The organism is Flavobacterium suaedae (assembly GCF_014642915.1).
GTDB lineage: Bacteria > Bacteroidota > Bacteroidia > Flavobacteriales > Flavobacteriaceae > Flavobacterium > Flavobacterium suaedae.
Genome location: NZ_BMJE01000003.1, coordinates 13,828 through 40,590, shown reverse-complemented (window position 1 = coordinate 40,590; position 26,763 = coordinate 13,828). Strand labels below are relative to the sequence as shown.

The 26,763-nt window shown below is 32.7% G+C and carries 21 protein-coding genes; 6 read left to right on the top strand and 15 right to left on the bottom strand.

Translation table 11 applies throughout. From position 1 onward, the window contains the following. Positions 1–114 precede the first annotated feature (114 nt). The 13 genes from IEW45_RS05945 to IEW45_RS05885 are packed head-to-tail and all read right to left on the bottom strand — an operon-like array spanning position 115 to position 11,625. On the bottom strand, positions 115–1,248 hold the full coding sequence (locus IEW45_RS05945; RefSeq protein WP_188620322.1) for a type II secretion system F family protein: 1,134 nt from the start codon (positions 1,246–1,248) through the stop codon (positions 115–117). Beyond that, positions 1,238–1,705, bottom strand: a complete 468-nt coding sequence (locus tag IEW45_RS05940) for a PulJ/GspJ family protein (RefSeq protein WP_188620321.1) — start codon at positions 1,703–1,705, stop codon at positions 1,238–1,240. Before IEW45_RS05940 ends, IEW45_RS05945 begins: the two co-directional genes overlap by 11 nt. Next, positions 1,695–2,030 carry a hypothetical protein gene (locus tag IEW45_RS05935; protein WP_188620320.1) on the bottom strand — a complete coding sequence of 112 codons (336 nt, stop codon included), beginning with the start codon at positions 2,028–2,030 and terminating at the stop codon, positions 1,695–1,697. The genes IEW45_RS05940 and IEW45_RS05935 overlap by 11 nt, the downstream gene beginning before the upstream one ends. Beyond that, a complete protein-coding gene (locus IEW45_RS05930; RefSeq protein WP_188620319.1) occupies positions 2,018–3,316 on the bottom strand; it encodes a polymer-forming cytoskeletal protein in 1,299 nt (432 codons plus the stop codon). Before IEW45_RS05930 ends, IEW45_RS05935 begins: the two co-directional genes overlap by 13 nt. Beyond that, on the bottom strand, positions 3,313–3,786 hold the full coding sequence (locus IEW45_RS05925) for a hypothetical protein (protein ID WP_188620318.1): 474 nt from the start codon (positions 3,784–3,786) through the stop codon (positions 3,313–3,315). The genes IEW45_RS05930 and IEW45_RS05925 overlap by 4 nt, the downstream gene beginning before the upstream one ends. Before the next feature lie 2 nt (positions 3,787–3,788). Next, entirely contained in the window at positions 3,789–4,730 is a 942-nt protein-coding gene (locus IEW45_RS05920; protein ID WP_188620317.1) for a hypothetical protein, read from the bottom strand. Between the two features lie 2 nt (positions 4,731–4,732). Further along, entirely contained in the window at positions 4,733–5,461 is a 729-nt protein-coding gene (locus IEW45_RS05915) for a hypothetical protein (protein WP_188620316.1), read from the bottom strand. Between the two features lie 43 nt (positions 5,462–5,504). Next, positions 5,505–6,044, bottom strand: a complete 540-nt coding sequence (locus IEW45_RS05910) for a general secretion pathway protein (RefSeq protein ID WP_188620315.1) — start codon at positions 6,042–6,044, stop codon at positions 5,505–5,507. Further along, the gene (locus IEW45_RS05905; protein ID WP_188620314.1) at positions 6,041–7,222 is read right to left on the bottom strand and encodes a PilN family protein; all 1,182 of its coding nucleotides are present in this window, start codon (positions 7,220–7,222) and stop codon (positions 6,041–6,043) included. The genes IEW45_RS05910 and IEW45_RS05905 overlap by 4 nt, the downstream gene beginning before the upstream one ends. After that, positions 7,222–9,366 (bottom strand): type II secretion system protein GspD, encoded by a 2,145-nt coding sequence (locus tag IEW45_RS05900; RefSeq protein ID WP_188620313.1) that lies wholly within the window; start codon positions 9,364–9,366, stop codon positions 7,222–7,224. Before IEW45_RS05900 ends, IEW45_RS05905 begins: the two co-directional genes overlap by 1 nt. Positions 9,367–9,426: 60 nt before the next feature. Further along, positions 9,427–10,836, bottom strand: a complete 1,410-nt coding sequence (locus IEW45_RS05895) for a GspE/PulE family protein (RefSeq protein ID WP_188620312.1) — start codon at positions 10,834–10,836, stop codon at positions 9,427–9,429. A gap of 2 nt (positions 10,837–10,838) precedes the next feature. Continuing rightward, positions 10,839–11,327: a general secretion pathway protein gene (locus IEW45_RS05890; protein ID WP_188620311.1), complete on the bottom strand. Its 489-nt coding sequence runs from the start codon at positions 11,325–11,327 to the stop codon at positions 10,839–10,841. Next, complete coding sequence (locus IEW45_RS05885) at positions 11,320–11,625, bottom strand: hypothetical protein (RefSeq protein WP_308421033.1); 306 nt, start codon at positions 11,623–11,625, stop codon at positions 11,320–11,322. Before IEW45_RS05885 ends, IEW45_RS05890 begins: the two co-directional genes overlap by 8 nt. Before the next feature lie 264 nt (positions 11,626–11,889). On the opposite strand from IEW45_RS05885, the gene IEW45_RS05880 reads away from it, so the two are divergent. The 6 genes from IEW45_RS05880 to IEW45_RS05855 all read left to right on the top strand — a co-directional run bounded on the left by IEW45_RS05880 (position 11,890) and on the right by IEW45_RS05855 (position 23,472). Beyond that, a complete protein-coding gene (locus tag IEW45_RS05880; RefSeq protein ID WP_188620310.1) occupies positions 11,890–15,681 on the top strand; it encodes an RHS repeat domain-containing protein in 3,792 nt (1,263 codons plus the stop codon). Between the two features lie 39 nt (positions 15,682–15,720). Further along, positions 15,721–20,715, top strand: a complete 4,995-nt coding sequence (locus IEW45_RS14825; protein WP_229665909.1) for a DUF6443 domain-containing protein — start codon at positions 15,721–15,723, stop codon at positions 20,713–20,715. Position 20,716: 1 nt separating this feature from the next. Further along, positions 20,717–21,286: a hypothetical protein gene (locus tag IEW45_RS05870; protein WP_188620309.1), complete on the top strand. Its 570-nt coding sequence runs from the start codon at positions 20,717–20,719 to the stop codon at positions 21,284–21,286. Between the two features lie 238 nt (positions 21,287–21,524). Then, positions 21,525–21,665 carry a hypothetical protein gene (locus IEW45_RS05865; protein WP_188620308.1) on the top strand — a complete coding sequence of 47 codons (141 nt, stop codon included), beginning with the start codon at positions 21,525–21,527 and terminating at the stop codon, positions 21,663–21,665. Between the two features lie 41 nt (positions 21,666–21,706). Further along, entirely contained in the window at positions 21,707–22,978 is a 1,272-nt protein-coding gene (locus tag IEW45_RS14820) for an RHS repeat-associated core domain-containing protein (RefSeq protein WP_229665908.1), read from the top strand. 2 nt (positions 22,979–22,980) lie between these two features. Further along, positions 22,981–23,472 (top strand): hypothetical protein, encoded by a 492-nt coding sequence (locus tag IEW45_RS05855; RefSeq protein ID WP_188620307.1) that lies wholly within the window; start codon positions 22,981–22,983, stop codon positions 23,470–23,472. Between the two features lie 1,112 nt (positions 23,473–24,584). Here IEW45_RS05855 and IEW45_RS05850 read toward each other — a convergent pair. Next, a complete protein-coding gene (locus tag IEW45_RS05850) occupies positions 24,585–25,496 on the bottom strand; it encodes a hypothetical protein (protein WP_188620306.1) in 912 nt (303 codons plus the stop codon). A gap of 4 nt (positions 25,497–25,500) precedes the next feature. After that, a complete protein-coding gene (locus IEW45_RS05845) occupies positions 25,501–26,763 on the bottom strand; it encodes an SLC5/6 family protein (protein WP_188620305.1) in 1,263 nt (420 codons plus the stop codon).

Here is a 26,763-nt window from a genome sequence, read left to right as displayed (position 1 = left end):
TACTAGAACTTGGAGTTTATATTTAGAAGAGAAAAAGTTTACATAAATGTAAGTTTTTACTTACGTATAATTTACTTTTTAATCCATCCGAAGAAAATTATTTATTATTTCCTCCTATCCAATGGCGCTACTAAGCTGGAACATTGGCAAGTACATAGCTATAAGTAAAACGGCTACAATAACCCCTACAATTACTATTATTAAAGGTTCTAATACAGTAGAAATAGTTTTAGACTGGCGCATAACCTCTTCGGAGTACTGCTTGTTTAATTGGCTGAAAATATACTCTGTCTGATTGGTTTCTTCGGCTACCTTTACAAGAGAAACCACTTTATTATCAAACATTTTATTGCTTTTAAGGCTTTCGCTTAACGAATCACCTTTCATAATGTTCTGCTCTACTTTTATAAGTGCTTCCTGTAGCGGTATAAAGCGGATCATTTTAGTAACCATTTGTATACTGTTAAGTATAGGTACTTTGGATGTCGTTAACAGCGTAACCGCCTGTGTAAATTGAGCCAGGTATACTTTTCGTATAAAAGTACCTGCTATGGGAACCTTTATTAAAAAATAGTGTAGCCCTTTTTTATAGGTATAGTTGTTTTTTAATAAGCGGTTTAAAACGACCAGAGAACAGAAAAATAAGAAAAACAACCAACCATAGTTTTTAATAGCATCAGACAGGTTTACTACTATTTGCGTAAGGTAAGGCAGTTCCATATTATTTTGCTTAAAAATATCCTGAAACATAGGAACTACATAGCTAAGCATAAATACTACTACTAATAAAGCTGTTAGTAATACAATAACAGGATATGTTAAAGCCGAGATTATATTCCGTCTCTGTTCATTTTTTTGCTCATAGAATGCACCTAATTCCTGACATACTCTTGCTGTTGTTCCTGTTTCTTCGCCTATTTTAATAGAGAAGTATTCGTATTCAGAAAATTGTTTTGAATCATGTAACGACTCAGAAAAGGCTTTACCGTTTACAACTTCTTTCAGTATGTCATTTAATAACGCTTTATCCTTTTCTTTTTTAAAGGAATCTGTCATTAAAGTGAGTGCTTCCTTTATTGTTATTCCTGCCCTTAAAAGCGTTGAAAGTTCAAGATAGAAAGACTGCTTTTTTTTATTAGAAAAACTATTACCAAACAGTGTGATTTCTGTCTTTAATAGTTTGTCAATATCAAACCCTTCAGATTTATCGGTATTTTTGTCTGATATGTTATCCAATTTAAAAGCCATCGTTATTCATAAAATAAGAAGCGTCATGCTCCATTGAAGCAAAAATACTGTAGTTAGACATTTCTTTACCCGCTGAGATTAAAACGGCATCTATAGTACCGGATTGCACCTCTTTGCCAAGGTAATAAAATTTATTTGTAATAAGTTTAGTGTTTATAGTATCTGTATTTCTCAGTACATGATTTTCGTTGAAAGTGTATAATACAGTGTCTACATCTGAAACAAAAATTATCGTATTACTATTTGCTATGATGTTGTTATGGCGGTTAAAATCTGCCCATAGTCTTTGCTCAAATAATGACAACGCTGTAGTTTTACTAAAGTTCTTTTCTATACCACTAATTTGTCGTTGTACTAAGTTTAGTACGCTAAAGGCGATACCCACCACTATAGCGGTAATTATCATTACTACCAGCATTTCAGAAAGCGTGAATGATTTAACTTTATTACTTGCCATATAGCCTGTTTATTTCTACTTCTTTATTAGTGTTTTTATTTTTAGCACTTGCATTAAGCCACGTTGTATTGTTTTCCTCTACTAATTGTAGTTCTATATTCCAATTCCCCAACTCTTCTTGATACGGGAGTTTAAGAGTATTGTGTTGTACCTGATATCGTAGTTCATTAATTCTGGTTTCAACATTATGTGTTTTTGCCTGAAATGAATTAAACAGTAAATTATTTAATATAAGGCTGGCTACAATAAAAACAATTACTATAAGCACTGTAGCAGTAAGCGTTTCTATAAGTGTCGCGGATTTTATCTTTTTTAGTAAAGCCATTTTACTGTAGTTTTAGGTTCGTTTTCAAAGACAATTCCTCCAAACGCTTCAGGTAACTCACTGCTGGATATACTGCCGTTATACAGATGGTTAACAAACACGGTTCCACCTTCGTTAGCAACAAAGAGGTTTACATAAGCAGTACCTGCTACTTTTCCTTTTAATTCCAGATTTCCTTCACAATATACTTCTCCTTTTATTTTTGCAGTATCGTTAATATAAATATTGGTTTTATAATCGTTTGAGTTAGGCTGACCTAAATAAGCAACTGTACCTTTTACTGTAGTACCTTGCCCAATGTGTATTTTTCCTTTTTTTCTGAAATACTCCCTGTCGGTAGTATTAGTGTTTAAAGTGGTATGGTTTTTTAATAGTACTAATGCTGTGGGGTAACTAAGCATAACATTATTATTAACTTCTATATAATCACTAGCAATGCCCTGAAAATTACCTTTAAAACCGGATTCTATTTCAATGATAGGGGCTACTATTATTACATCGGTTAGTTTAGCCGTGTTCTTTATAATTATTTTTTTATCTGAACGAACTATTATATTGCCTGTAAGTGATGTGTTTTCCAGAATGATTGTTTGCTCAGCTACAAACCCCTTTACTTGTTTATTAAAAGAGTTAACTATAACTATATTATTTATAGCAGGAATGAAATTTCCCTGCTCAGGGAAAAACCTATTTAAGTAATAATTGCAAATATCCTGATAGTTGTACTGTAGACTTGGCAGGTTAGGTGTGCTTTGTTGTACTGTTCCGTATACAAGTTGTGTACCATAGTAGCTTTTCCCTTTTATACTACCTGTTTTAATACCCCTTTCAGGTAATATTGCCTTTCCTCTTATTGCAGCATCACCCACTACTACTAAGGGCTTAGATTTATCTTTTAGATATAAAGCAGGTCTTTCTACAGCATTTTTTGAAGAGCCTAGAAAGGAAGATTTTATAAATTCTTTTTCTTTATGCTTACTTTTTATAAAAGCATTTTCATATATACCCCAATGCGATAAGTGCCCTGTAATGCTATGATTAACTTCAGTATCAGGTAAAGGTATTTCAAGTGTGTCTAAAGTAATACCTTTTTGCCTTTTAAGGGCATTAATACCTGAATCTGCCAGTTGAACAGTACTGATAAATGATTTGGATTGTTGGAGAAAAAAGCTGTGGGTGTAAAATAATACAACTACAGCAGCCAATAATATAGCTATAATGACAGAAATAAAAATGGTGAACTGTAATGCTCCTGAATAAACTTTATTTTTCCATTTAAATATCACTCCTGAATCAAAATTTTATTTTTCTTGCCTTTATATTTTACCTCAATAAACTCCCTGTTCCCTTTTAAAAGTTTTACTTCTTCTTCGGTATCTTTTTCCCTCATAAAAAAGGTTTTCCCCTTAATCATAACCATAAATACTTTCCGCTTATCATCACTATCTGAAACTAAACCTTTATATATAACCGAAGGCCATACAATAGTTTCTTTAGGCTTATTAGAAGTATTTTGTTTTCTGGTCGCCTTTTTATTATGCGGATTATACATTTTACCTAAAAACGGATCTCTGTAATTTACATTTATACTAAAAGTATCCCGCTTAGGGGCTTGTATGGGTTTTATGTTTAACGTAGTATGATTTTCTACAATAGGTTCACTACCTCCTGAAAAAGAAAAAAACTGATATATAACCATAGCCCAAACAAACAGGACTACCACCAGTAATATATATGTTGTTTTTTTATTCTTCATTTTTAATTAAGCGTAAAACTATAAACAGTGCTTTGCGGGCTAATATTACCTGCTTCGTCAAACGATTCTACATACCAGTAATACGTTCCGTTACCAAGTGTAGATGTAGTATATGGGCTGGTTTCAATACCTTCATACACAAGATTGGTAAGTTGCTCATCCGAATATATAAAAATACTGTCTTGCTCTGTACTTCCATCAATTGGGGTTCTACTCCAGTTAAAAGTTACCTCGCTTTCAGAAGAACTGCTTTCATCTTCCGGCAGGTTAAGGGTAGGGGTGTTAGGAGCGGTAATATCTACTACTATACTTCTTGCTGAATATAATGTATTTTCGCTGCCGTTTGTTGCTCTTACACGCCATTCAAAATTTCCTTCGGGAAAAGTATAATCTAAAAAGGTGTTTGATACCTGTTCTTCATAAACAATTGTGCTACTGCTACTTTCTACTATTTGTAAATCATAGTTTGTAGCTCCTAATACCGACTGCCATATAAGATTTTGTGAGGCATTATTAGTTATCAGATTATTTTCGGGTGCAGTTAATGCCACAGAATTATCCTGAAACTCATCATTGCTAACTACAGTTACTGACCTTGTAGTATAAGCTGTTTCATAACCACTGTTAAGTGCCTGTACTCTCCATTCATATTCACCAATATTTAACTGGGTAGTAAAAGAATTAGTATCAATAATATTATCAGCCACTATTTGCATAGTGTTGTTAAAGTCAGGCTTTGCTATTTGTATCCTGTACTCTGTTGCATCTTCTACAAGTTCCCAATTAAAAGTTATGCTTGTAGAATAAAACTCTGTACCTTCTACAGGGGCAATTAGTCTTACTGTTCTGTTAGAAATATCCTCTTCCAGTAAAACTTCTTCACAGGAAACAGAGAATATTGCTATTAACCATAATGTAGTTATATATATAAGCCTTTTCATCATCCTTACATTTTAAATAAGCTTGTTCTTTCTTTTTCTTTTATTTTACTTTCTGTATTGCCTTTACAGCCATTATCATTGTCAACAATGTCCGCTATATACCAGTTATGCCTTTCATCAATAGCCCAGCAAAATCTCCCTAGTGTATACCCCAGTATAGTTCCTGATTTTAAATCTATTTCACTGGTCTTTTTTCCATTAGTAAATAAAGCTAAGGTATATTTTTTTTCTTGCTCATTAATTAAATAATAGGCATCAGCTGATTTAATTTGAGTTAATGTCTCTTTAGGAAATGTTACTGCTAAGCCTGTAACAACTACTCCGTCTTCTGTATCTTTTAAATAGGTCGTAATATTTCTGTTATATTCACTATTTAACTCATTTAAATAACTTCTTATATCTAATATTGAAATCGTTACCAATTCAGGCTTTACGGGAATGCTGTCTGCATACTGTATTTGTTTTTTAATTTGGGCACTTTCTGCTTTCTTGCTATAGATGCTATATAGTTTTTTATTAAAAGGCATTGTTTTAATATCCAGCCTGATGTTATTTTTTAATAGCGGAAAAGAATGTGTTTCAAAGTCATTCTTCAATTTAAATAATGAAGTAGCCTGCCCAATGCTTCCCAACTCAGTAGTTGCAGGTGAAACATTGTACTTTGTGTTGTTTATTTTGGCAGTTTGGCAACTTGCCATTAAAATAATTACTAAGAGTAAATTAAAATACTTCATATCAGTTTTTAGCTTTAGTAAATGTAAGCAATTCAGTATATTTTTATTGTTGAGGCTTCTCTTTTACTGTTTCATTTTTCTGAAGGATTATTTCCCCTGTAAGGAAGTCTCTGTATGTTCTGTAATTTCTATGTTTTATGAAAGAAACGCTTTTAACAGCACCAAGTGTAATATCGTTTTCTACAGTATTTATAAGCAGTGCCATGTCATTAAAACTTCCTTCTAGCGTAAATATGTAACTCGATGTTTTAACACCATTGTCTGTTATTACATGAGGCTCTTTAAAATCAGTAATTTTTAAATGATATTTAGTGCTTAATGCTGTAATTTTTTTTAAAAGCTCATTTTGAAATGACTCTCCCTGCGCAATAGCGTATTGTGCTAAAATAGTATCCAGTTGGTGCTTTCGTATAGTTAGTTGCTTTAGCATATCAGGATTACTTAAAGCACTGTTTACCAATTCCTTTTTAGACTGATACTCTTTATAATAATTTATAGTTTTTGAAAAGGCAAAGCTATAGCACAGGTAAAGCAATAGTGCTAACACCAATAAAAGCAGTTTATTGTTTTTATTTAATTTCATTGTAGTGCTGCTTTTAATGAAAACTGTGTTTTATTGTCTTCTTTACCGAAAGAGGTTATGGTTATATTTTTTATTCCCTCTAAACTTTCTGTTTTAGAAACCCAATCAGTAAAATCTTCATTACTTAAAATTTGTCCTGATATTACAATAATACTGTCCTGCAACTGTATTTGCTCATCATCTTTTATTCGCTTTTCTACAGGGTGATAGGTTAATTCACTCAACAGTATTGATGGTGGAACTAAAGAAGCTATATTATTGATAAGCAAAGAGCTTTTGGAAGATGTATTTACAGCAAAACTTTCCAGCTTTTGCTCTTTATCTTTAATTTGTTCTCTTAGTTTACCTATTCGCTCTATATCTACTTTATTCATAGAAAGCGTAGTTTCTATTTCATTCGCCTTTTTGAAATAATGACTAAACAGTAAAAAGTTTACTAATAAAAGCCCCAAAACTAAACCAACTCCAAATTTTAATGTTTTATCAAAGAATGACTTCTGTTTAAACGTTTCAAATAGGGTGGTATTTATATCTGTAATGCTTCCGGATGTTGCACCTGTAGATAAGATACCCGCTAATACAGCAGCAAAAGGTAAAAGCCATTGGCTTTTTATGTCCAGTCCGTTTATACTATAGGTATTACTTCCGGCTACCTCTGAAACTAAAACCCCTTCAATGCCACCAAAGTTTATAGTATGGGTATTAGTAGTAATAGTTTCATCTTTTAAAAAGTCCGCAATTGTAACTACTGTACATACCCCAAGACTAACGGCTGTAATTTTAAAACTCTTAGAAAGTTTTTCTATTTGTTCATCAACATAATTTTTTCTGCAAATAGCAATTAATGAAACAGTTCCTAATCGGGAAATTTCATAGTAAAAGTCTTCCAGCTTTATATTCGGGAATGCCTTATGGAGTAATTTTTTATCATTACTATCAGAACCTGCAATTTCCTTTTGTAAAACATGCTGGTTATTTATAGCAATTACAGCAGGGCTTTTTGAAGCCTGATTTTTTAATTCATCTAGGCTGTTATACAGTTCTTGCTGATTACCTTCTAAGCTGTTCTTTTTTCTTTGTACTTCTAAATACGCATACCGCTCCTTATTGTCTATTGAAAAAAGTTCAATACCAATAAATTTATTGCCGGTAAGTATATTTTGCAGTACAGAAGCCATTAATATATAACGGTTGGTTTAATAAGTACAGTTAGTTTTTTTCTTGAGTCTTCTCTTTTTCGGGAACTGAACAACCACTTAATAATAGGAATACGGGCTAATAAAGGTACTCCTGAACCTGAATCGTTTTTAACTTTTTCTTCCAGTCCACCCAGTACAATTAAGTCCTGATCTTTTACCCTTATAATAGAAGTAAATTCTCTTGAATTAATTCCAGGAGGGGCATCTTCATCTATACGCTCTCCGTTAAAGCTGGATTGTACCACTCTTATATCTAACGTAATCTGCCCGTCACCTGATACCAATGGTTTTATAGAAACCATTAATTCTGCATCAATAGGCTGGTAATTCTTAATCTCAGAAGCCTGTGGTATCTGCGAACCATAAAAGTTTTGGTTAGTAACAACATAGTATGTTGTTTCACCTATCGAAAGTTGTGCTTTATGCCCGTTTAAAGTAGACAGCCTTGGGGAGGAACGTATTTTTAAATCTCCGTTAGCTTCCATAGCCTTAAGGCTTAAATAAAAGTTAGGTAGTACCTTGCCTACATTTAAAGATCCAAAACCATCAAATCGGTTGATGATTTTATTAATGGTTTGCGCACCAAGTGTAACATCTGCCGTAGGGAAAACAGTACCTGTAGTTGTTGTGGGTTTTTCTCCAAGCCCGGCACTTATTCCTGTCTCTATAACGGCACTTCTGCTTATTTCTAAAAGCATTACTTCAATAAGTATGACCGGTACAGGCTTATCAATATATTTAATAAAAGACTCGAATCGCTGTATGTTGGCTGACGGACCGTTTATAATAAAACTATTTAACTCTCGGTCAATTTTAATGTCTAAATCTTTTTGTATCTCATCAGGAATAATGGTTAATATAGACTCTGTAGGTGTATTCTCTGCAGTACCGCTTTGAGAACGTTGTGATTGTAGGTTATTGTTGTTAGCGGAATTAAAAGAACCTGAATTATAATTGGTATAATTATTTGAAGAAGTTCTCCCTACAGTTCTCCCTGAAATAGAAGGGTCGCCCAATAATTCTATTGAACGATGCATCATTGGTATTGTGCGTATATCCCTTACTGTTAACTGACTTTTTGTACCGAAGTAATATACCCTATTTTCTTTTAAGAAAGTATAAAAATCGTCTCCGCCTGCCGTTTGATTACCGGGGCTGTTATTAACATTCATTCTGGGGTTATTCTGGGCAGTACCTGAAGCTACTTCGGAATTTGCTTCAAACATTTTGATAAGTAATTCATCAAAAGTTATATTTTTTGCTTTTACTGTTGCATTCCCTGCATTTTCCAAAGGGCTGGCAATAAAAAAGTCTATCTGTAACTCAGTTCCTATATCATATACAATACTGGAAATAGGAGTATTTTCAAAATCTACTTCCAGTAGTTGACGCTCCTTGTCCAAAACATTAAAAAAGAAGTTAGACCTTCTTTGTCTTTGTGGTCTGCTTTGTGCTACTCCCGTACCTGTCGCACTAGGGGCAGGGGCATTTAGTTTCTCAAAAAGGTAAAAATTATCTCGGGATTTTGTTACGAATAAATCATTAGCATAAGCCAGTTTATTAAGAGCTGCATCAAACGGCATATTTTTTATATAAACTGTAAGCAGCTCATTTTCTAAACCGGGTGCAAAAACCAAGTTTTTACCGCTTTCATCCATAATCTTTTTGAAAGCATCATACAATTTATCATCTTTCAAATTAAGTGAAAGTAAATCTTCTCCTATAGTATATTCTACATCTATTATTTTTTTCTCAGGAATTTCTACAGGAGCTTTATAGGGTTTTATGGCAAGAATATTTCCGGTAAAATCTATAGTTAAATTATATTCCTTACACAGAAACAAAATTAAATCGGCAACATTTACATCAGTAAAGTTATTTACAATATTAATCTGATTAAGACTAGGGTCTACACTAATGTTTACTTTATGGACTTCTGATACCATAAGTAAAAAATTTGAAAGCGAAGTCTGTTTAATATTTACATCAACCTTTTCTGCCAGTCCGGGAGTATCAGGAATAATCAACTCAATATTATTTCTAAGCTGCATAATACGGTTATCGTCCTGAGCATGAATAATTGTTACGATAAACAGGAGACAACACAATAATAACTTCCTCATAGTTATAATAATTCTTTTAATTTCTTTATCCGGCATTAATAGTTGCCAAAGATAATTTTTTTATTCCATCAATAAAGAGAAAGCTTCCTCAACTGATGTAACCCCTTCTTTGATAAGGTCTATGGCATTACGTTTTAAGGTGTAAATATCTTTTTCTTCCAAATATTCATCAATACTTAAGGTGTTGGTTTTTATTAAAGACATTAATGCTTTATCTATTGGTAATATTTCATAAACGGCTTTTCTTCCATTATAGCCTGTTTCGTAGCAATTTTCACAACCAACTGATACATAATGGTGAGTAAGTTCCTCGGGGATTGAAAATCCTGAAGGAAATACAGCTTCTGATATGAGTCTTTTTTCTTTGCAATGATTGCATAGTTTCCTAACCAGTCTTTGTGCAATACTAATATTTAGAGTACTGGCAATAAGAAAAGAAGGAACACCCATATCTATAAGCCTGGAAATAGTTGCCCAGGCAGAATTTGTGTGTATTGTTGAAAGTACTAAATGTCCTGTAAGTGCAGCACGTATTGCCATATTGGCAGTATTTACATCCCTTATTTCTCCTACCATTATAATGTCAGGATCTTGACGAAGAAATGTTCTTAATGTGGTAGCAAAATCTAAACCTATATTTTCCTTTAGTTGTACTTGGTTTATACCTTCTAAAGTATATTCTATAGGGTCTTCAACAGTAAGTATATTAGTGTTCGTTTGGTTGAGTTCTTTTAAAGTTGCGTACAAAGTAGTTGTTTTACCCGAACCTGTAGGTCCTGATATCAGTACAATTCCGTTAGGTTTTTTTATACTTTCAAGATATATTTTTAATTCTTTCTCTGTAAACCCAACTGAACTTAAGTCAATGTGACTGGTGTCTTTACTTAATATTCTTAAAACTACTTTTTCGCCATGTAATGTAGGTAATATAGAAACACGGATATCAAAATCTTCAAACTCAGTTATTACAGTTATACGCCCGTCTTGGGGTAACCTTTTTTCAGAAATATCCAGTTGGGACCGTATCTTAATTTTATTAACTATAATAGGGTAGTCTTCATTATCTATAAAGAATTGTTCTTTCAGTTTCCCGTCTAAGCGAAAACGAACCCTTGCTTTTAGTTCATAAGGTTCAAAGTGAATATCACTACTTCCTATTTCTTTTGCTGCAAGCAGTATTTTTTCAAGAAAATCGTTAGAATAGTGTATTTCCGAAACCCTATCCGAATTTGATTTTCTATAATTTGTAGAAAGATATTTGTTTATGTTCTCTGAACTTTCTTCTGTTAACTGAACGTTTAATCCCAGTAATATTAAAAGCTCTGATTGTAACGTACTAAAATTATTGCTGTCTGTTTTTATTAGTAATACATCTCCTTTCTTTTCTATAGGTATGATGCGGTAATGATATGCTTGCTCAGCACTTATTAGTTGTTGTAATTCTATGGGGATGGCGAAATCTTGTTTCATACTTAATAAGAAAAAAGATAATGTGGTTTAATAAAAAATGACACTACATATACTGATGCAAAAAACATAGCCATGTAGCCTGCCAAAGGTACTGTATTATGAGGTGTTTTTTGCTTTAAAAGTAAATGCATACTTAGTGAAAATATAAGTGAGAACACAAGTAATACAATATAAGTTATGGAAGCAAAAGTGGCCGATAAAAATAGGAACATTAAAACATCTCCAATTCCAATACTAGTATTCAGAAAACTTTTTTTTGCTATAAATTTTGAATAGGCTGCGGTAATAAAAATGATGATTAAATTGATGATACTATTTACTGTTGTATTAGTTACTGTAACCATTAGTCCTGCATGCAAATAGTAAATACTAAAGGCTAATACACCTACCAAAGGATAAAGAAACCAATACACTTCTCTGTACTTTACATCCTGCCAAAATATTATAAAGAAAACAAAACAGATAAAAAGTTTAAGAAAAACCTCAATCATCAGTCACCTCTTTAGGATTTCCGCTTTGGTCAATTTCCCATACATTAAAAACACCGTTCCCATTAAAATCTGTTATTGCAGTAGCACGCGCTTTAAACTCATTATTAGTAGCCTGAATAACCTCATAAGTATAATTAGCTGTACCGTCTTCTTTTACAGTTCTTGGTGCTTCAAAATCAATTTCATCTAAATCAACACTATACTTAGAGTACATATAAAAATATTGTCTCTCAGCATTATATATTGCCTTTAACTGTGTTTGTGCTTCAACACTTTTAGCCTTTGTAATTAAAGGCATTAAGTTAGGTAAAGCAATTAGTAAAAGTATGCCGATTATTGCCAAAACAATAAGGGTCTCTTGTAAGTTAAACGAGGGAAGTTTTTTTATTCTTTGCGTCACAATTTTCTTTTTATTAAAAAACAGTCAAACTTAATAAAAAATAACTAATAGATTTCTGTTTTAGCCTCTAACTACAATATTAACTTTTTTTTAACGTTAAATACTTGTTAAAAGAATTAAGCAAAGAATAGCTTTGCGCAAAATAAATCCAAACCATACCAAATGAAAAAAATACTTTTCTTTTTGTTATTTCCTCTGTTTTTATATTCTCAAACAGTAACATCAGAACCTGAACCTAAATTACCAAGTGTAATTCCCCCTTCACCTACTGTTGCGAGCTTAATGCACTTTGAAGAAGTCCCTGTGGATACATATTCAGGTCAGCCTAATATAGCTATCCCTTTAGCATCTAAAAATTTGGGGAGTGGTTTAGTTCTTCCTATAGCATTGCGATATTCTACTCTCGGCTTGCGTGTTCATGAGCGTTCCGGTTGGGTAGGTAAAGGCTGGTCTTTGGAGGCTGGAGGTACAATATCAAGAACCGTTAGGGGAGTTGCTGACGAAAAACAGCAGTCTCCGGGAAGAAATCAAATAGGTATTTATTTTGTTGAAGGTCGTAATGATGATGGTGAAATAATTGATTTTGAAAACTTTAGCTCATTATCACAGTGTAGTAAGAAAGAATATGCTTGGAATGTAATGGGAACTAAATACCAACAATGGGACTCTCAGCCTGATTTATATCAGTACAGTATGCTGGGCATGAGCGGAAGGTTTGTAGTGCTAAAAGAAGGTAATACTCTTGTTGCAAAGCAGTTAAGTTTAGATAATAAGGTAGATATAGATTTGATATATGATAATAATTATATTATAAGTAGCTTTATAATAACAGACTCAAGCGGTATTAAATATATTTTTGGTAACGGAGCAATTGAAACTAATGAGTCTACTCCTGTATCTCTGGTATACCCAAGAAAACGCAGAGGTGGGGGAGAAGCGAATACTGTAGCTCCAAATGTTGGAACGCACCCTAGTACATCAACTTCTGCATGGCATCTTGTGTCTATAGTTGTGAATAGAGGCGGAGGGGCTTATCAAGATGAGGAGTTAGCAAGTTTTAGTTATACAGAAAGCATAGAGAACTATTCTACCAGAGAAACCCGTACTGAAAATAAACTAATTGAATCAGGAACCCAGTACAACGATATTTTAGCAAACTCCGAAAATATTAAATACTTTAAACCGGAAAGAGTAATTTCTTGGGCAAATATTAAAGCTACAACAAAAAAACTAAGTAGTATCAATTTCAGAGACGGTTCTAGTTATGAGTTTGTGCTTTCCTCACAAACAAACCCTGAAAATGAAGGAGTGTATTTAGATCAGATTCTTTTAAAGGATAAGTTAGGAAATACTTATAAATCAATACAGTTAAATCATGTAACTAAAGTAACTAAAAAACTTACTCAAAGGTTTGATGGTTCTTATAATAAAGAAACTGATCTAAGTGCAAGGTTATGGTTAGAAGGTATTACTATAGGCTCTCTACCTGATCAACAAAAATATTTGTTCGAGTATTTTGATAATGATAATTTTATGGCTGTAACCAGTGGGAATGTAGATCATTGGGGGTATGAAAATGGTGATTTCAGAGGAGTTTCATATGGTAATATAGGATATTTTTATTATGATTATGATGCTGTTAAAAGAGGAGTTTTAACAAAAATAACAGAGCCTTCGGGTGGAGTTAAAGAGTTTGTTTTTGAACCACACACTTATACATATGAATATGGGAATGAAATTCTCGATGACTACAACGAAAATCCTCTGAATGAATATGAAAAAACTCAAAGTAACCAATTTAACGTAGGTGTTCATACACATTCGATGGATGATGTTCATGGAGGCTTTAATGTTAACTTAACTCATAATCAAGATATAAACATCGATGTAAACATTACACTTAATCCGGAATATATATCATTAACGAGCCTTAAAATAGAAGGTACTCTTTTGGAGGGAGGACAGTATAGTATTTCTTATCCATTAAGTAATTTTTATAATACTTCAGGAACTTTACCTATGCCTGCCGGGAGTTTTCACTTTACTGTGATAGGGCAACCTGGTAGTTATACACCTGGTGGTAATTTACCAAATAATTATGGTCAGACTGGTGAACAGCATGTAGGTGGCTATATAAATTTAAGGTACCGTGCAAATAGGAGTAGAACCAGTACAGATTATAAAAATTATTTATTTGGAGGTGGGTTACGTATAAAGTATATTGATTTTAAAGATATGTTGTCACCTTCTCTTTTAAAACGTAGGTTTACATATGATTATCACACAGCAATAGATTCTTCATATGTACCTGAACTATCCGGACCGGGTGGTATTTCAAATCCAATAAACCCTGTAGATCCTATTGATAATTCTTTGCCTTCAATAGAGTATAAATATGTACATTCTAACGGAACAATAGATGGTAGTCATACTATTAACAAGAATTACGTTACAAAAGATAATAGATATCTTTTTAATCATTACGAGAACAATAGTACTTCTGTATATAATTTATATACAATAGCTTATAAAGTAACAATTAATGAGCCTGTTGTGTTTTTGACTAAAGGTAGTTTTGTAGGGTATCGTTCTGTGAAAGTAAGTGAAGGAGAAAATACAATTGCCGAAGATGGAGTAGAAATATACCACCCTAAAGGGTATACAAAGTATGAGTACACATCTGCATATGATGACCCAATAGGAGTTGCTTTTTTTGAGTATCCATATAAAGAACTCCCTGAGATTGATTATAAAAGAGGACTTCTTTTAAAGACAACTATTTATAATGACTTAGAACAAAAACTAAAAGAAACAGTTAATGAATATGATACTATAGAAGGAGAATCTGTATTTTCTTTTACTGTTGAAGAAGGTGGCTGGGCAGCTGGAACATGTATATGGAGACCCTTTTATGAGACATGGGAGCAGTATAGTACTATGAATCCTCCATCAGAGCTTAGACAACTTTGTGCTTTAGGACCAATATCCGGAGGGGGTATCGTAACTGATTGTTTTGATGAGTTTTATTCTAATTGTGAAGAAGGGGGAGATTGTAGTATTGAAGGAAGTTCTATTTATGTTTTGGAGCGTAGTGATATCACTAGCTACAGATCAGTATTAGCTAGTAGTCAAAATACTGAATATTATTACAATACTGATGTTGTTACATCAACAAATACAGCTACAACCTATACCTACAATACCGATAACTATCAAATAGCCAGTACTACTACCACTATTGCAGAAGGAGCAGAAACCAATGAATATAAAACAGAATATGAATACCCCGTAGGAGGATATACTGCGAGTTTATTTTCAAATAGTGAACAGATAGCATTAGGAGCTATGGTACAAAGAAATATTATCAATACTCCTATTGTAGTATATCACTATAAGAACGATGAGCCATTACAAAAAGTAGTTACAAAATATAGTAGTTTTAACGGGCTGCTTTTACCCTCAAAAGCAGAAACCTTAAAAGGAGATGAAACAACAGCACATGAGAGAGTAGTATATCATAACTATAACGAAATAGGCAATGTAACAGAAGTGTCCCAAGCTAAAGGAACACACGTTTATTACATATGGGGATATGGAGGAACGCTCCCTATAGCTAAAATAGATGACTTTACGTCCTCTACTGATATGAGTCTTGCTATCCAGAGTTTAATTGATGTTGCAAAATCTGCTTCTAATAGTCATGTCTATGTCTATGGAGACAGTAACAACACCGAACAAGATTTAAAAGGTGCTTTAGATAACCTACGCAGTGCATTGTCAGACTATCAAGTTACTACCCTAGTATATGATGCTGCTAAAGGAGTTGTATTAAGCACTAAAGACCCTCGAGGCAGAGAAACAAGTTATACTTATGACTCTCATGGCAGGTTAAAAGAAGTAAGAGATAATGAAGGTAATATTTTATCTGAAAATGAATATCACTACAGAGACTAATCCAATCAAACTTATTACCCACCCAATTAATTAAGACTCATGAAAAACATTCTATATATAGCATTATTTCTTATACCTTTAGTAATAAATGCACAGACTGACACTCATAACTACGTTAAATCTACCAGTTATTACGAGGCTACAATTCAGGCAGATACTTCCAAGGCTCGTACAAATATTACTTATTTGGATGGGCTGGGGCGTCCTATTCAGCAAATAGCAAACAAGGCTTCAGGACAGGAAAAAAATATAGTAACCCATATTGAATATGATGAATTTGGGAGACAATTAAAACAATACCTGCCTTATGGTACCACTACAGCAACAGATATTGAATATGACCCTTCAGGGTTAGCCAATACTAACACTTTTTACCTAACTCCTAAATATGAAAATACAGCTAACCCTTATTCAGAGGCTTTTATAGAAGCATCTCCTTTAGGTAGGACAAATAAACAAGCAGCTCCGGGAGCTGAGTGGGCAGGTCTTCCCGATACTGATTACAATGTAGATAACGATGGAGACCACACAGTAAAATTTAAATATAAACTAAACATAGCCAACGAAGTAAGGAATTTTGCGGTTAAATTTGATGACCCTACAGATACAGAAACCACAATACTTATACATAAAGGCTATTACGGTCCCGGTCAACTATACAAGACAATAACAAAAGACGAAAACTGGCAACCTGCAGACGGAAAAAATAAAACTACGGAAGAGTTTAAAGATAAATTTGGGAAAATAATTTTAAAACGAACCTATAATGAAGGTGAACCACATGACACCTATTATGTTTATGATAAGTTTTCCAATTTAACGTATGTAATTCCTCCGCTTGCATCTGAAGGAATAGTTGAAACCCAAGTTAGGGCAACTTTACCCGGAAGAAACTACCCATGGACCCATCTTTCAAAAGTAAGTCCGGAAACAGTAGCCAACTTCAAACAATATATATATAATTATGATAATAGTGAAATATTAAATCTGGAAGGGCTTAGTACTTACGGCGGTCAGGGAGGTTTCTCTTTAATTCCTGAACAGGACGGCACCCTCACTCTTACTATTAATATAGCTACTGACGGAGCAATTCCATATAGAACAGATGCTTTGGTAGATTTAACCAAGGAAAAGCTAGGCAGTTTTCCGGATACTGAACTGGGAAGAATCTCCGGAGACGGTTATGATTATCTTTTTTCAATTAATAAAAACCAATTAATTGTACAAGGTAACGGAGGGGCGGTACCTTCTATGAACATTAGTTTTAACAGTTCTCAAAAACTATCCTATTCTAAAAGCTACCCATGGACAGCATTTTGTAAAGTAGACCCAACAACCTCTGCAGAGTATCAACGAGCTATTGATAGTCTTGGTCTTAGCGGAAGTGCCATAGTTAACACCTATATAGACAACTCCTATGGTGCTACAGGTGGACTATCGGTAACAATAGGAGAAGATGATATAATTACTTTATCTATGAATCTTTCCTCTAATATACCTTTAAATCTTAAAAATGGCTATGTTATAAACCTGCCCGTACAAAGAAGTCTTCCTGATATGGATTTTGTTACTTTAAGTGGTACAGGCTATAGTTATGATTTATCTGTACGAAATAATAATATATATATAAATGGTTCAGGAAGTCTTACCAGTAATAACTATCAAGGCTCTTTATTCCATACCGTTACGTATAATATTATAGAAGAAAAATTATACGGTTTGTGCTATATATATCATTATGATAGCCGTAACCGTGTAGTAGAAAAGCATATTCCGGGAAATGGCTGGACCTATATAGTATATGACGAGCTGGACAGAGTTGTACTTACCCAGGATGAAAACCAAAGACTGACAACGTTAGATGAAAAAGGGAATCCTGTTAACAAATGGCTCTTTACAAAGTATGATAAACTAAGCAGAGTAGCCTACACCGGGATATATTACAATCACGACATGACTTCCGGAGCTCGTCAAGTAAGAAGAAACCTTCAGGATGTTATTAAAAGTACACCAGAAGAGCATCTATATGAAAACCGTACAACAACCCCATCCCTGTTTGATGGCACTGAACTCTATTACGACTTTAATGCTTATTCTAATCCTGCTATAATAATGTATGACTTGCTGAGTGTTAATTATTATGATGATTATAATTTTAATTTAGACGGAATAGCTACTCCGTCTACAGCAACTGATCCGGACATTACCGATAATTTAAAAGGCTTGGCAACAGGAACAAAAGTAAGAGTTTTAGAAGATAATAATCTTACTGGTGATGCTGATATAGACTGGATTACTTCTGTAACAGGTTATGATGAGAAAGCACGACCAATATTAGGGCATACCAAAAACCCTTATTTGGGAACGGAGGATATTGTAGAGAGTACGCTTAACTTTACCGGACAGCCGATCTATACAAAAACACATCATTTAAAAACAGGAAAGCCGGAGCTTATTATTTATGATAGATATACTTATGACCGTATGGGCAGGTTGTTAAAGCACAAACAGTCACAAACACCTCAAAGCGGATGGCAGATGGGACCTTATACTCACGTTATAGCAGAAAACCATTATGACGAATTAGGACAATTGGATGAAAAAGGAGTAGGAGGAAAAGACGGTGTATATGATGATATAAGACTCCAGACAATAGACTATAACTATAATATTCGCGGGTGGCTTAAAACAATAAATAACCCTGATGTTACTTTATATGATGACCTTTTTGCTTTTAAAATAAATTATACACAAACTGATGAAAGTAACGGAACAGCACTCTATAACGGAAACATAAGCGAAACCTACTGGAAGAGTATAACCGATAATAACAAGCGAGGCTATTACTATAAGTACGATGCACTAAACCGTCTTACAGATGCCAATTATATGGGGGCTTATGGGCTTGCAAATAATCCTGCGGAAACAGAGAATTATACAGAAGGTAATATCAGTTATGACAAGAACGGTAATATACTCCACTTAGAGCGTCACGGATGGACTAATCTTGAAGTTATCGAAAAAATAGATGAACTTGATTATATTTATTATACAGACAGCAACCAGTTAAAAAGCGTTAGTGATAATACACAAGGCTTAGAAGGATTTAGTGATAGAACTACAGGTGCCGGTGATTATGATTATACATATGATGTAAACGGTAATATGGAAATAGACCTTAATAAAGGTATTGGAACAGAAGCTATTGAGGGTATTACCTATAACCATTTAAACCTACCTACTGAAATAACTTTTTTTGATGATAATGTACAACAAATAGGAGTTATTAACTATATATATGATGCTACCGGGGCTAAACTGCAAAAAGTAGTAACTGAAAACAGTAACGTTACTACTACTGATTATGCAAACGGGTTTATTTATGAAAATGATGTACTGCAATTCTTTAGTCATCCTGAAGGTTATGTAAAAGTACCCGAAGCAACCCTTACAGATCCCGAATACCCTAACAGTCCATACAGATATAATCCAGATGATTTTGAGTATATTTACCAATACAAAGATCATTTAGGCAACACAAGACTGAGTTACAGTGACATGGATGATGATGGCTATATAAACGACGTACACCATACTTTCTGGGATGGGTTTGAAAACCAAAGCGGTTGGACATTAATAAACCAATACGGTACAACCCTGCCATCAGGCACAGACACCTTTAAATACTATTTTAATAACCCAACCCTTGTAAATAGTGGTACCTACTCAGGACAAGTACACAACCCTGAAAACCTGATTAAAGGTAACCAGGAAATACGTATACTGGCAAACCGTGATCCGATTGCTGTAAATAACACAGAAAGCACCCAATACACCTATTCTGCCTGGGTATACAGTAACGGTCCCAATGTAAGCCTAACCCTTAAAATGAAAAGCAGTAGCGGCTATATAACCGAAACTATAGGCGTAGGAACTACAACAAGAATGGAATGGGTAAAATTAGAAGGCACAGTAAATGTTCCTGCAAATATTGTATCTTTAAACATACAATTAAAAAACATGGGACAACGCCCCAACACAACCGGATATACCGTTTGGTATGACGATGTAAGTATAAAGAAAACCGGTAGCGAAATAGTAGAAGAAGACAATTACTATCCGTTTGGCTTAAAACACAAAGGCTATAATATAGCTGTAAACGGAGGGAATGATAAAGCACAGAAGTATAAATACAATGGCAAGGAGCTGCAAGATGAGTTAAACCTTAACCTTTACGATTACGATGCACGTAATTATGACCCTGCATTGGGACGCTGGTTTAATGTTGACCCGTTGGCGGAAATTTACTCTCAAGTTTCAGTATATGCTTACACATTGGATAACCCTATCTTCTTTATTGATCCTGACGGAAAAAAAGTTAAAAATAGCGATGAAGAAAGAAAAAATAAAGCAGAACAGGATGTAGAACAGGCTAAAAATGCTGTAAATATGTTTGAAAAAAAATATGGTAAAAATAAAAAGGATTATTCTGGTAATAAAAAAGAATATAAGAGGTATAAGAGGTATTCAAATATGTTGAAAAATGCTGAAAAAGAACTGAAAAAATATAAAAATCGTTCTGAAATAACTGAAAGAAAGATAAAAGAGTTCAAAGAAAACTCTCCAAATTTATTTAAAACTATGGATAATATGGTTAATGAGTATGGAGAATCAGTAGATGTTTATGTTGGTGTAGAAAATTTTGGACCTGGAACTTGGGGCGGAACGGAAGCTACTTTTGATTATAATAAAGATGGTAGCGTGAGACCTATGTCCAATGAATTTGGTATAAATACTGTTTCTATAACTCTTGCAATAAATAATACAGCAGCATTTACAGCAACTATTCCAACTAGTTTACAGACTATTAAGCATGAAATGGGTCATGCAAATTATATTATTGAAAATGCTTTTTGCTATATGTTTTACTTAAAAGATCTAGATAAAAGAGGAATTGATCGTAATGGAGGGCATAATCCAGGTAATCCTAGTGGTAAGAGAGCAAAAGAATGGGAGCAAATGTCTAATAATTAATATGATGATAAAAAAAATATTAATAAATATAGTAATATTTTATATAACAAACTCTTTGTATAGTCAAACACAAAGTGTTGATTCAGTTTCAATTGCTTTTAAAGCTAAACTTTTTACAGTAAGTGAATATGGAATTGCCAATAAAGAGCAAATATTGCTAGATATTGAAAGTCAAGAAGCAAAATTTTTAAAAACTGTATATAAAAATTTTTTTTTCTTAAAAATAAAATTTTCGCAACCTTACAGAAACTCAAATATATCTGTTAGAACATTAAATAGAAAATGTTATTATTATATTGCATTTAATATTATTGAAAATAGATTCTATAGACTAGGCGGTTTTAACTCTTTAGATGTTATTGATTTTATATCTGATTTAGGAAATATAGAAAATATAAATATAGAAAACTGGAATAAAGATCTTGTTCAAGAAATAGATATTGATTGTTTATATGAGTATTACTATTTAGATGATAAGAAACGTTTCAAGAAAAAGTTTTTATGTTTTCCAAACTGTAATGAAAATACTAAGACCTATTATATGGAGCATAAGGATAATGGTTCAAATTAGCCTCAGTTCAATAAATGTTGTTTGAATTTTTGAAAACCAGTAAACTAAAAAAAAAATAGAATTTAAAAAGGTGTACAATTACGTACACCTTTTTTCTTTTCAACATAACTAAAAGGCTAAAAATACGCTTTTCTCAACTTTTTGGGTTCAATTAATTGATGAACATAACCCAAATGATTTTGAGTATATTTAGCAGTACAAAGACCATTTAGGAAATGTACGATTAAGTTACAGTGACATGGACGATGATGGCTATATAAACGACGTACACCATACTTTCTGGGATGGATTTGAAAACCAAAGCGGTTGGGTATTAGTAAATCAATACGGTACAACCCTGCCATCAGACACAGACACCTTTAATAACCCACCCTGGTAAATAGTGGCACCTACTCAGGACAATTACACAACCCTGAAAACTTGATTAAAAGTAATCAGGAAATACGTATACTTGAACGAGACAGAGATGACTGTCTTATAATAGACAACCCAACAACCACAGAGTACACCTATTCTGCTTGGTTATACAGTAATGGTCCCAATGTAAACCTAACCCTTAAAATGAAAAGCAGTAGCGGCTATATAACCGAAACCATAGGCGTAGGAACTACAACAAGGATGGAATGGGTAAAACTAGAAGGTACAGTAAATGTTCCTGCAAATATTGTATCTTTAAACATACAATTAAAAAATATGGGACAACGCCCCAACACAACCGGATATACCGTTTGGTATGACGATGTAAGTATAAAGAAAACCAGTAGCGAAATAGTAGAAGAAGACAATTACTATCCGTTTGGCTTAAAGCACAAAGGCTATAATATAGCTGTAAACGGAGGGAATGATAAAGCACAGAAGTATAAGTATCAAGGACAAGAACGCCAAGACGAGCTAAGACTTAACTGGGATAGCTTTAAATGGCGTAATTATGATTATGCGATAGGACGATTCATGAGCATTGACCCATTAGCAGAGAAATATGCATACCAATCTCCATATAATTTCGCAGAGAATAAGGTAGTTTTATATAAGGAATTAGAAGGATTGGAGGCAGTTCCTTCTGAAGTTACTGCAGCAGGTAGAGTCATTGCAGACAAAATTGATTCATTTTTTAATTGGATTGATGAAGGCTTATCTAAAGCAGGAGAAGCTATATCTGCTACTCTTGCCGATGATAATTTTGAAGGTAATGGAGAAAGTAGCAACTATGGAGGCTATGATTTTAGAAGTGAAGTGTCAGATGATGCTGATGCTGTTCTTTCAAATAATCAAAAACGAGATTCAAATGGACAGGATGTAGAAGTGGTAGACGCTACAGGTGCTGCTGTAGCGGGCGCATTGAGTGGAGGGTTATCTAATAATGGAACAAGAAATATTAAAGAAGTACTTGAGAAATTTAATGATGGGGTTTCACTAGGAGATAGTATCAAAACCACTCTTGATATGGTAGGTAGTACAGGTGAAGGTGATGAAACCACTCAAAAAAATACAACCATAACAGTTCCAAATAGTACTTTATATACAGTACCATATGGTAATTCAGCATACTTACAAAAAACTAATAATGGTACAACTCAAGTAACAGTTCCAAACAATCAGGACTCTATTGATAGTGCTAGAACTGCAGCAGAAAATAGCGAAAAAGAAAAGAGTCGATTAGTTAATGAGTCAATCAATAATTTATCCCAATAGATATGAAAAAGAACCTTTTTTTAACAGCTTTTTCTATTCTTTTCTTTTGTGTTTCGTGTGAAGACAAAACTATAGTAGAAAAGATATATTATAAAAATGGAAACCTTAAAGCTGTAATGTATGATCAAGACTCTTTAAATATTGTTGAAAGCTATGATAGTTTAGGCTATTTAGACTTAAAGATTTTTGTTAGAGATGGAAAAAATGATTCATTAATTAAATTTAATAGAAATGGAACTCTGCGTTTTAGTAAAAAAACATTACCTACAGGAGCTACTTATAGTGTAGAATATGATAGTAATGGAAATCTTGATAAAGAGGGATTATATATAAACGATACTATTAAAGCTTGGTGGTGGAAGTTTTATAAAAAAAACAAAATTTCAGCTAAACGAGAATATGTAATTATCTGTGATGACTACTATTTAAATCAGGAAATAATTTTAAATGAGAAGAATGATACAGTTCTCAATAAGAGTACTTTTTTACAGTAAAAAAAACTCTTGTAAATCACTCTCTTATTCTTGATTATAATGTAAAATCATTATTTAAAAATAATAAGTTAGAATTAGTAATTTTAAAAGATACAAAATGTGAAGAAAAACCTGATACAGTTATACGTTTACCTTCAAATAAAGGAAGAATAATACTTAACAAGAAATATTCAGATAAAAATGCATTCTTTTTTGATTATGTTATACATGAAAATGATAGTCATGCTGAAGGTTCATATAATATGCAAGAACACAAAAAATACTTTGATATTTCTCAAATTGGTAATGGTTCAAATTAGTTGATAGTCAATAAATGTTGTTTAATTTATTAAAAACTAGTAAACTAAAAAATAAATAGAATTTAAAAAAGGTGTACAATTATATACACCTTTTTTCTTTTCAATAAAGTGAAAAGGTTAAAAACGTGTTTTTCTCAACTTTTTTGGTTCAATTAATTGATGAACATAATCCAAGTGATTTTGAGTGTATTTACCAGTACAAAGACCATTTATGAAACACAAGGTTAAGCTAGAGTGATATGGGTGATGACAGCTGATTTTTTTAAGCTAAAAAAGGTGTTATTTTGCTAAATCATTAAAAATAAAATATTTAATTATATACACGAATGATAATGTCTAATAATCGGAGAGTTATTAGGAGAGGGAAAAGATAAAGTATGTATAAAGTGAGGTGGTTTCATTATACAATGACAAAGGGCAGCGAAATTATTTAAATCAACAAGAACGGTTACGGTTCTTGAAGCGACATAGCAATACGATACTTACAAAAGGTTACTCTATCGGTTGTTGTATTATACCGGAGCGCGTATTACGGAAATCCATAACCTAAAAACAGATACTATTGACTTGAACAATGAGGCGCTCATTAATGGGATTTTTATCTATTTGGTAATTTCATACACAATAAACACTTAAATTAAGAAACTATAACTTTTATTATCAGCCAAAAAATATAATATGTATCAAAATATTTTTAATAAATAAACACCTAGAATCTCTATAGACAAGAAGCTCTCTTTGACTTTACAAATTAATCATAACAGAAAAATTTGTGGTTGTGCAATTATATTTCCTTAGTATCCTTAACATTCTCTAATCATTTGTAATAAAATCTTTTATAATCTGATTTGTGTTTGATGGTAAAGCGGTGGTTACTATTTTGTATTTTTTTACCTTCATATTATTAAACCAGTGTTCCCAATAGTACTTTATTACAGATTCTTCATAAGGGTTTCCATCATCTGGATTAATTCCTAATACAAGTATCTCTATGTCGGACAAATTGTTATTTGCAGTTATAAAACCATAACCTTTATTTTCAATCTTAGCCTTCCACTGTTCATCATTCAACTTTAAACGTTTAATTAGTTTAGATGTTAAATAAGACGTTTTATTACCTTGAGTAATCTTTGAGTTTTCATGGTAAATATAGCCATCTGTTAAAATCACTAAAATATTTCTATGGTTTTCTCTAATACAATAATCTTTGATGTTAGTTTCAAAAAAACGCCATGTATCCGAACCTATATAATCCTTATCCTTTATTGCGGCTTTATAAATTTCTAAAGGTTTTTTAGAATAAAATATATCTATTTTATTCAATAATTTTAATGTTGCATTTTTACTGTTTACATTAAACTTCAATTCATCAGACAACCTGTTTATATCTTTATTTTTAGGAGCAGGATCAAAATATAGCTGTATATCATCATCCATAAGTCTTGTTTTTTTGGTTTTTAAACTCGAGGTAAATACCTTTGCTACCGATTGAATATAAGCCACATCACGTAAATAGTATTCCATAGATTCGTTAGGATGTTCTTCAGGGTCAATCCTATCAGAAAGGTCTAAAAGAAAGCTTATGTTTAACTTATCATCCGATTTAACTTTTTCTTGTTCCCCTATATTTTCTTCTATCTCGTAATTAGTTTCATTATCGCTTTTACATGAAGGTGAAGCAGAAATAACCAGTAGTATAAGAATTTTAAATAGCGTAAATTTCATAATATTAGTTTTTAGTGTATACCAAATGCTGATAATCCATTTCTTCTTTTAAGCTCAATTGCGAAAGATGTTTTTCGGATATTTCTTCACACATACCCCTCAATTCGCTTTTCTCTGAAGGTAGCGTTACTGTTGCATTAATTGCCTGATACCAACCTTCTTTATATTGATAATGATAATGAAGGTATTCTTTAATAGGAAATATAAAGCCTTCAATCTTAGATTGCAGTTCAGATATTTTACCATTAATTGATACTATTTCCTGCTTTACATTTTCTATTTTAGATATAAGATCATTTTTTTTAGCAGACTCATTTTCCAGCTCTTCTTTTTTATGCCGGATGAATTCTTTTATTTTATCCATATTTTCATGTTCTTTCATAACGAAATCAAAAACGAGTCCCCATATAATATAAACCATAAACCCTGCAAATATTATCCCCCAGAAGTTTGCACTTTTAATAGCTATTAAAGGTGAAAAACTTTCTCCAAGAACTCTTTCAAAATCAAAAATTTTCTTTTCAATTAAATATGCTAATATGATGTCAAAAATAAATGTGACTAAAAGAAGTAGAAAAAGTTTTGAGTAAGAAAGAATTTTTTTAGTTTTTTGAAACATATGTATTAAATAGCCCAATCCCATAAACACAAATGGAATTGTGCTAACAAAAATAACTTCCAGCCAACCATCTTTTACTGCTTTACTTAAGGCATTTGCATCAAAAATTGCTGCGGTTAAACTATCCGTCTCAAAATCTTTAAAAAAAGCAGAGTATGAAGCAGATATATAAAACACAAATAAATATATTGTTATAGGTAGTAGTATTAATAAACCTATATAAAATTGTGCTTTGGGGCGTTTACTAATATCTATATCATACTTTTCCGGATTCTGCTTTACATTAATAATTTCAAATTTAAATTCTTCAATATTCTTACTAACTTCGTCTTTTTGCTCTTCGTAAATTACTAAAGCAGTTTCACGCTTTTTTAGCTCAGTTCTTTGCTTTTCCTGTTCTTCCTTATAAGGTTGTTTAAGCATTTTCTGCTCATTTAACTGTTTCCTGCATAGGTCCTCAAAAGCGAAATAAAGGTTTCTTAAACAAACTCCAAATGTAACTGGCTCCCCTTTTGCTTCTTTAGAGGCACTATACCCACTTTGGTAATAGGTAATTCTTGTCTGCTCTCTGGCATTTTCAGTACTCTCTTCTTCAGTAATAGGCTCGCTATTATCCTTGAGTTTAAATAAGTTTTTAATTGAATCCAT

What these genes read in the sequence shown, in the direction of transcription:
- IEW45_RS05920 (WP_188620317.1), bottom strand. Translation starts at nt 4,730, where the DNA reads ATGATGAAAAGGCTTATATATATAACTACATTATGGTTAATAGCAATA.
- IEW45_RS05880 (WP_188620310.1), top strand. Translation starts at nt 11,890, where the DNA reads ATGAAAAAAATACTTTTCTTTTTGTTATTTCCTCTGTTTTTATATTCT.
- IEW45_RS05865 (WP_188620308.1), top strand. Translation starts at nt 21,525, where the DNA reads ATGGACGATGATGGCTATATAAACGACGTACACCATACTTTCTGGGAT.
- IEW45_RS05905 (WP_188620314.1), bottom strand. Translation starts at nt 7,222, where the DNA reads ATGGCTTCTGTACTGCAAAATATACTTACCGGCAATAAATTTATTGGT.
- IEW45_RS05850 (WP_188620306.1), bottom strand. Translation starts at nt 25,496, where the DNA reads ATGAAATTTACGCTATTTAAAATTCTTATACTACTGGTTATTTCTGCT.
- IEW45_RS05870 (WP_188620309.1), top strand. Translation starts at nt 20,717, where the DNA reads ATGATGATAAAAAAAATATTAATAAATATAGTAATATTTTATATAACA.
- IEW45_RS05845 (WP_188620305.1), bottom strand. Translation starts at nt 26,763, where the DNA reads ATGGATTCAATTAAAAACTTATTTAAACTCAAGGATAATAGCGAGCCT.
- IEW45_RS05890 (WP_188620311.1), bottom strand. Translation starts at nt 11,327, where the DNA reads ATGATTGAGGTTTTTCTTAAACTTTTTATCTGTTTTGTTTTCTTTATA.
- IEW45_RS05885 (WP_308421033.1), bottom strand. Translation starts at nt 11,625, where the DNA reads ATGCCTTTAATTACAAAGGCTAAAAGTGTTGAAGCACAAACACAGTTA.
- IEW45_RS05855 (WP_188620307.1), top strand. Translation starts at nt 22,981, where the DNA reads ATGAAAAAGAACCTTTTTTTAACAGCTTTTTCTATTCTTTTCTTTTGT.
- IEW45_RS05925 (WP_188620318.1), bottom strand. Translation starts at nt 3,786, where the DNA reads ATGAAGAATAAAAAAACAACATATATATTACTGGTGGTAGTCCTGTTT.
- IEW45_RS05910 (WP_188620315.1), bottom strand. Translation starts at nt 6,044, where the DNA reads ATGAAATTAAATAAAAACAATAAACTGCTTTTATTGGTGTTAGCACTA.
- IEW45_RS05915 (WP_188620316.1), bottom strand. Translation starts at nt 5,461, where the DNA reads ATGAAGTATTTTAATTTACTCTTAGTAATTATTTTAATGGCAAGTTGC.
- IEW45_RS05945 (WP_188620322.1), bottom strand. Translation starts at nt 1,248, where the DNA reads ATGGCTTTTAAATTGGATAACATATCAGACAAAAATACCGATAAATCT.
- IEW45_RS14825 (WP_229665909.1), top strand. Translation starts at nt 15,721, where the DNA reads ATGAAAAACATTCTATATATAGCATTATTTCTTATACCTTTAGTAATA.
- IEW45_RS05895 (WP_188620312.1), bottom strand. Translation starts at nt 10,836, where the DNA reads ATGAAACAAGATTTCGCCATCCCCATAGAATTACAACAACTAATAAGT.
- IEW45_RS05900 (WP_188620313.1), bottom strand. Translation starts at nt 9,366, where the DNA reads ATGAGGAAGTTATTATTGTGTTGTCTCCTGTTTATCGTAACAATTATT.
- IEW45_RS05940 (WP_188620321.1), bottom strand. Translation starts at nt 1,705, where the DNA reads ATGGCAAGTAATAAAGTTAAATCATTCACGCTTTCTGAAATGCTGGTA.
- IEW45_RS05935 (WP_188620320.1), bottom strand. Translation starts at nt 2,030, where the DNA reads ATGGCTTTACTAAAAAAGATAAAATCCGCGACACTTATAGAAACGCTT.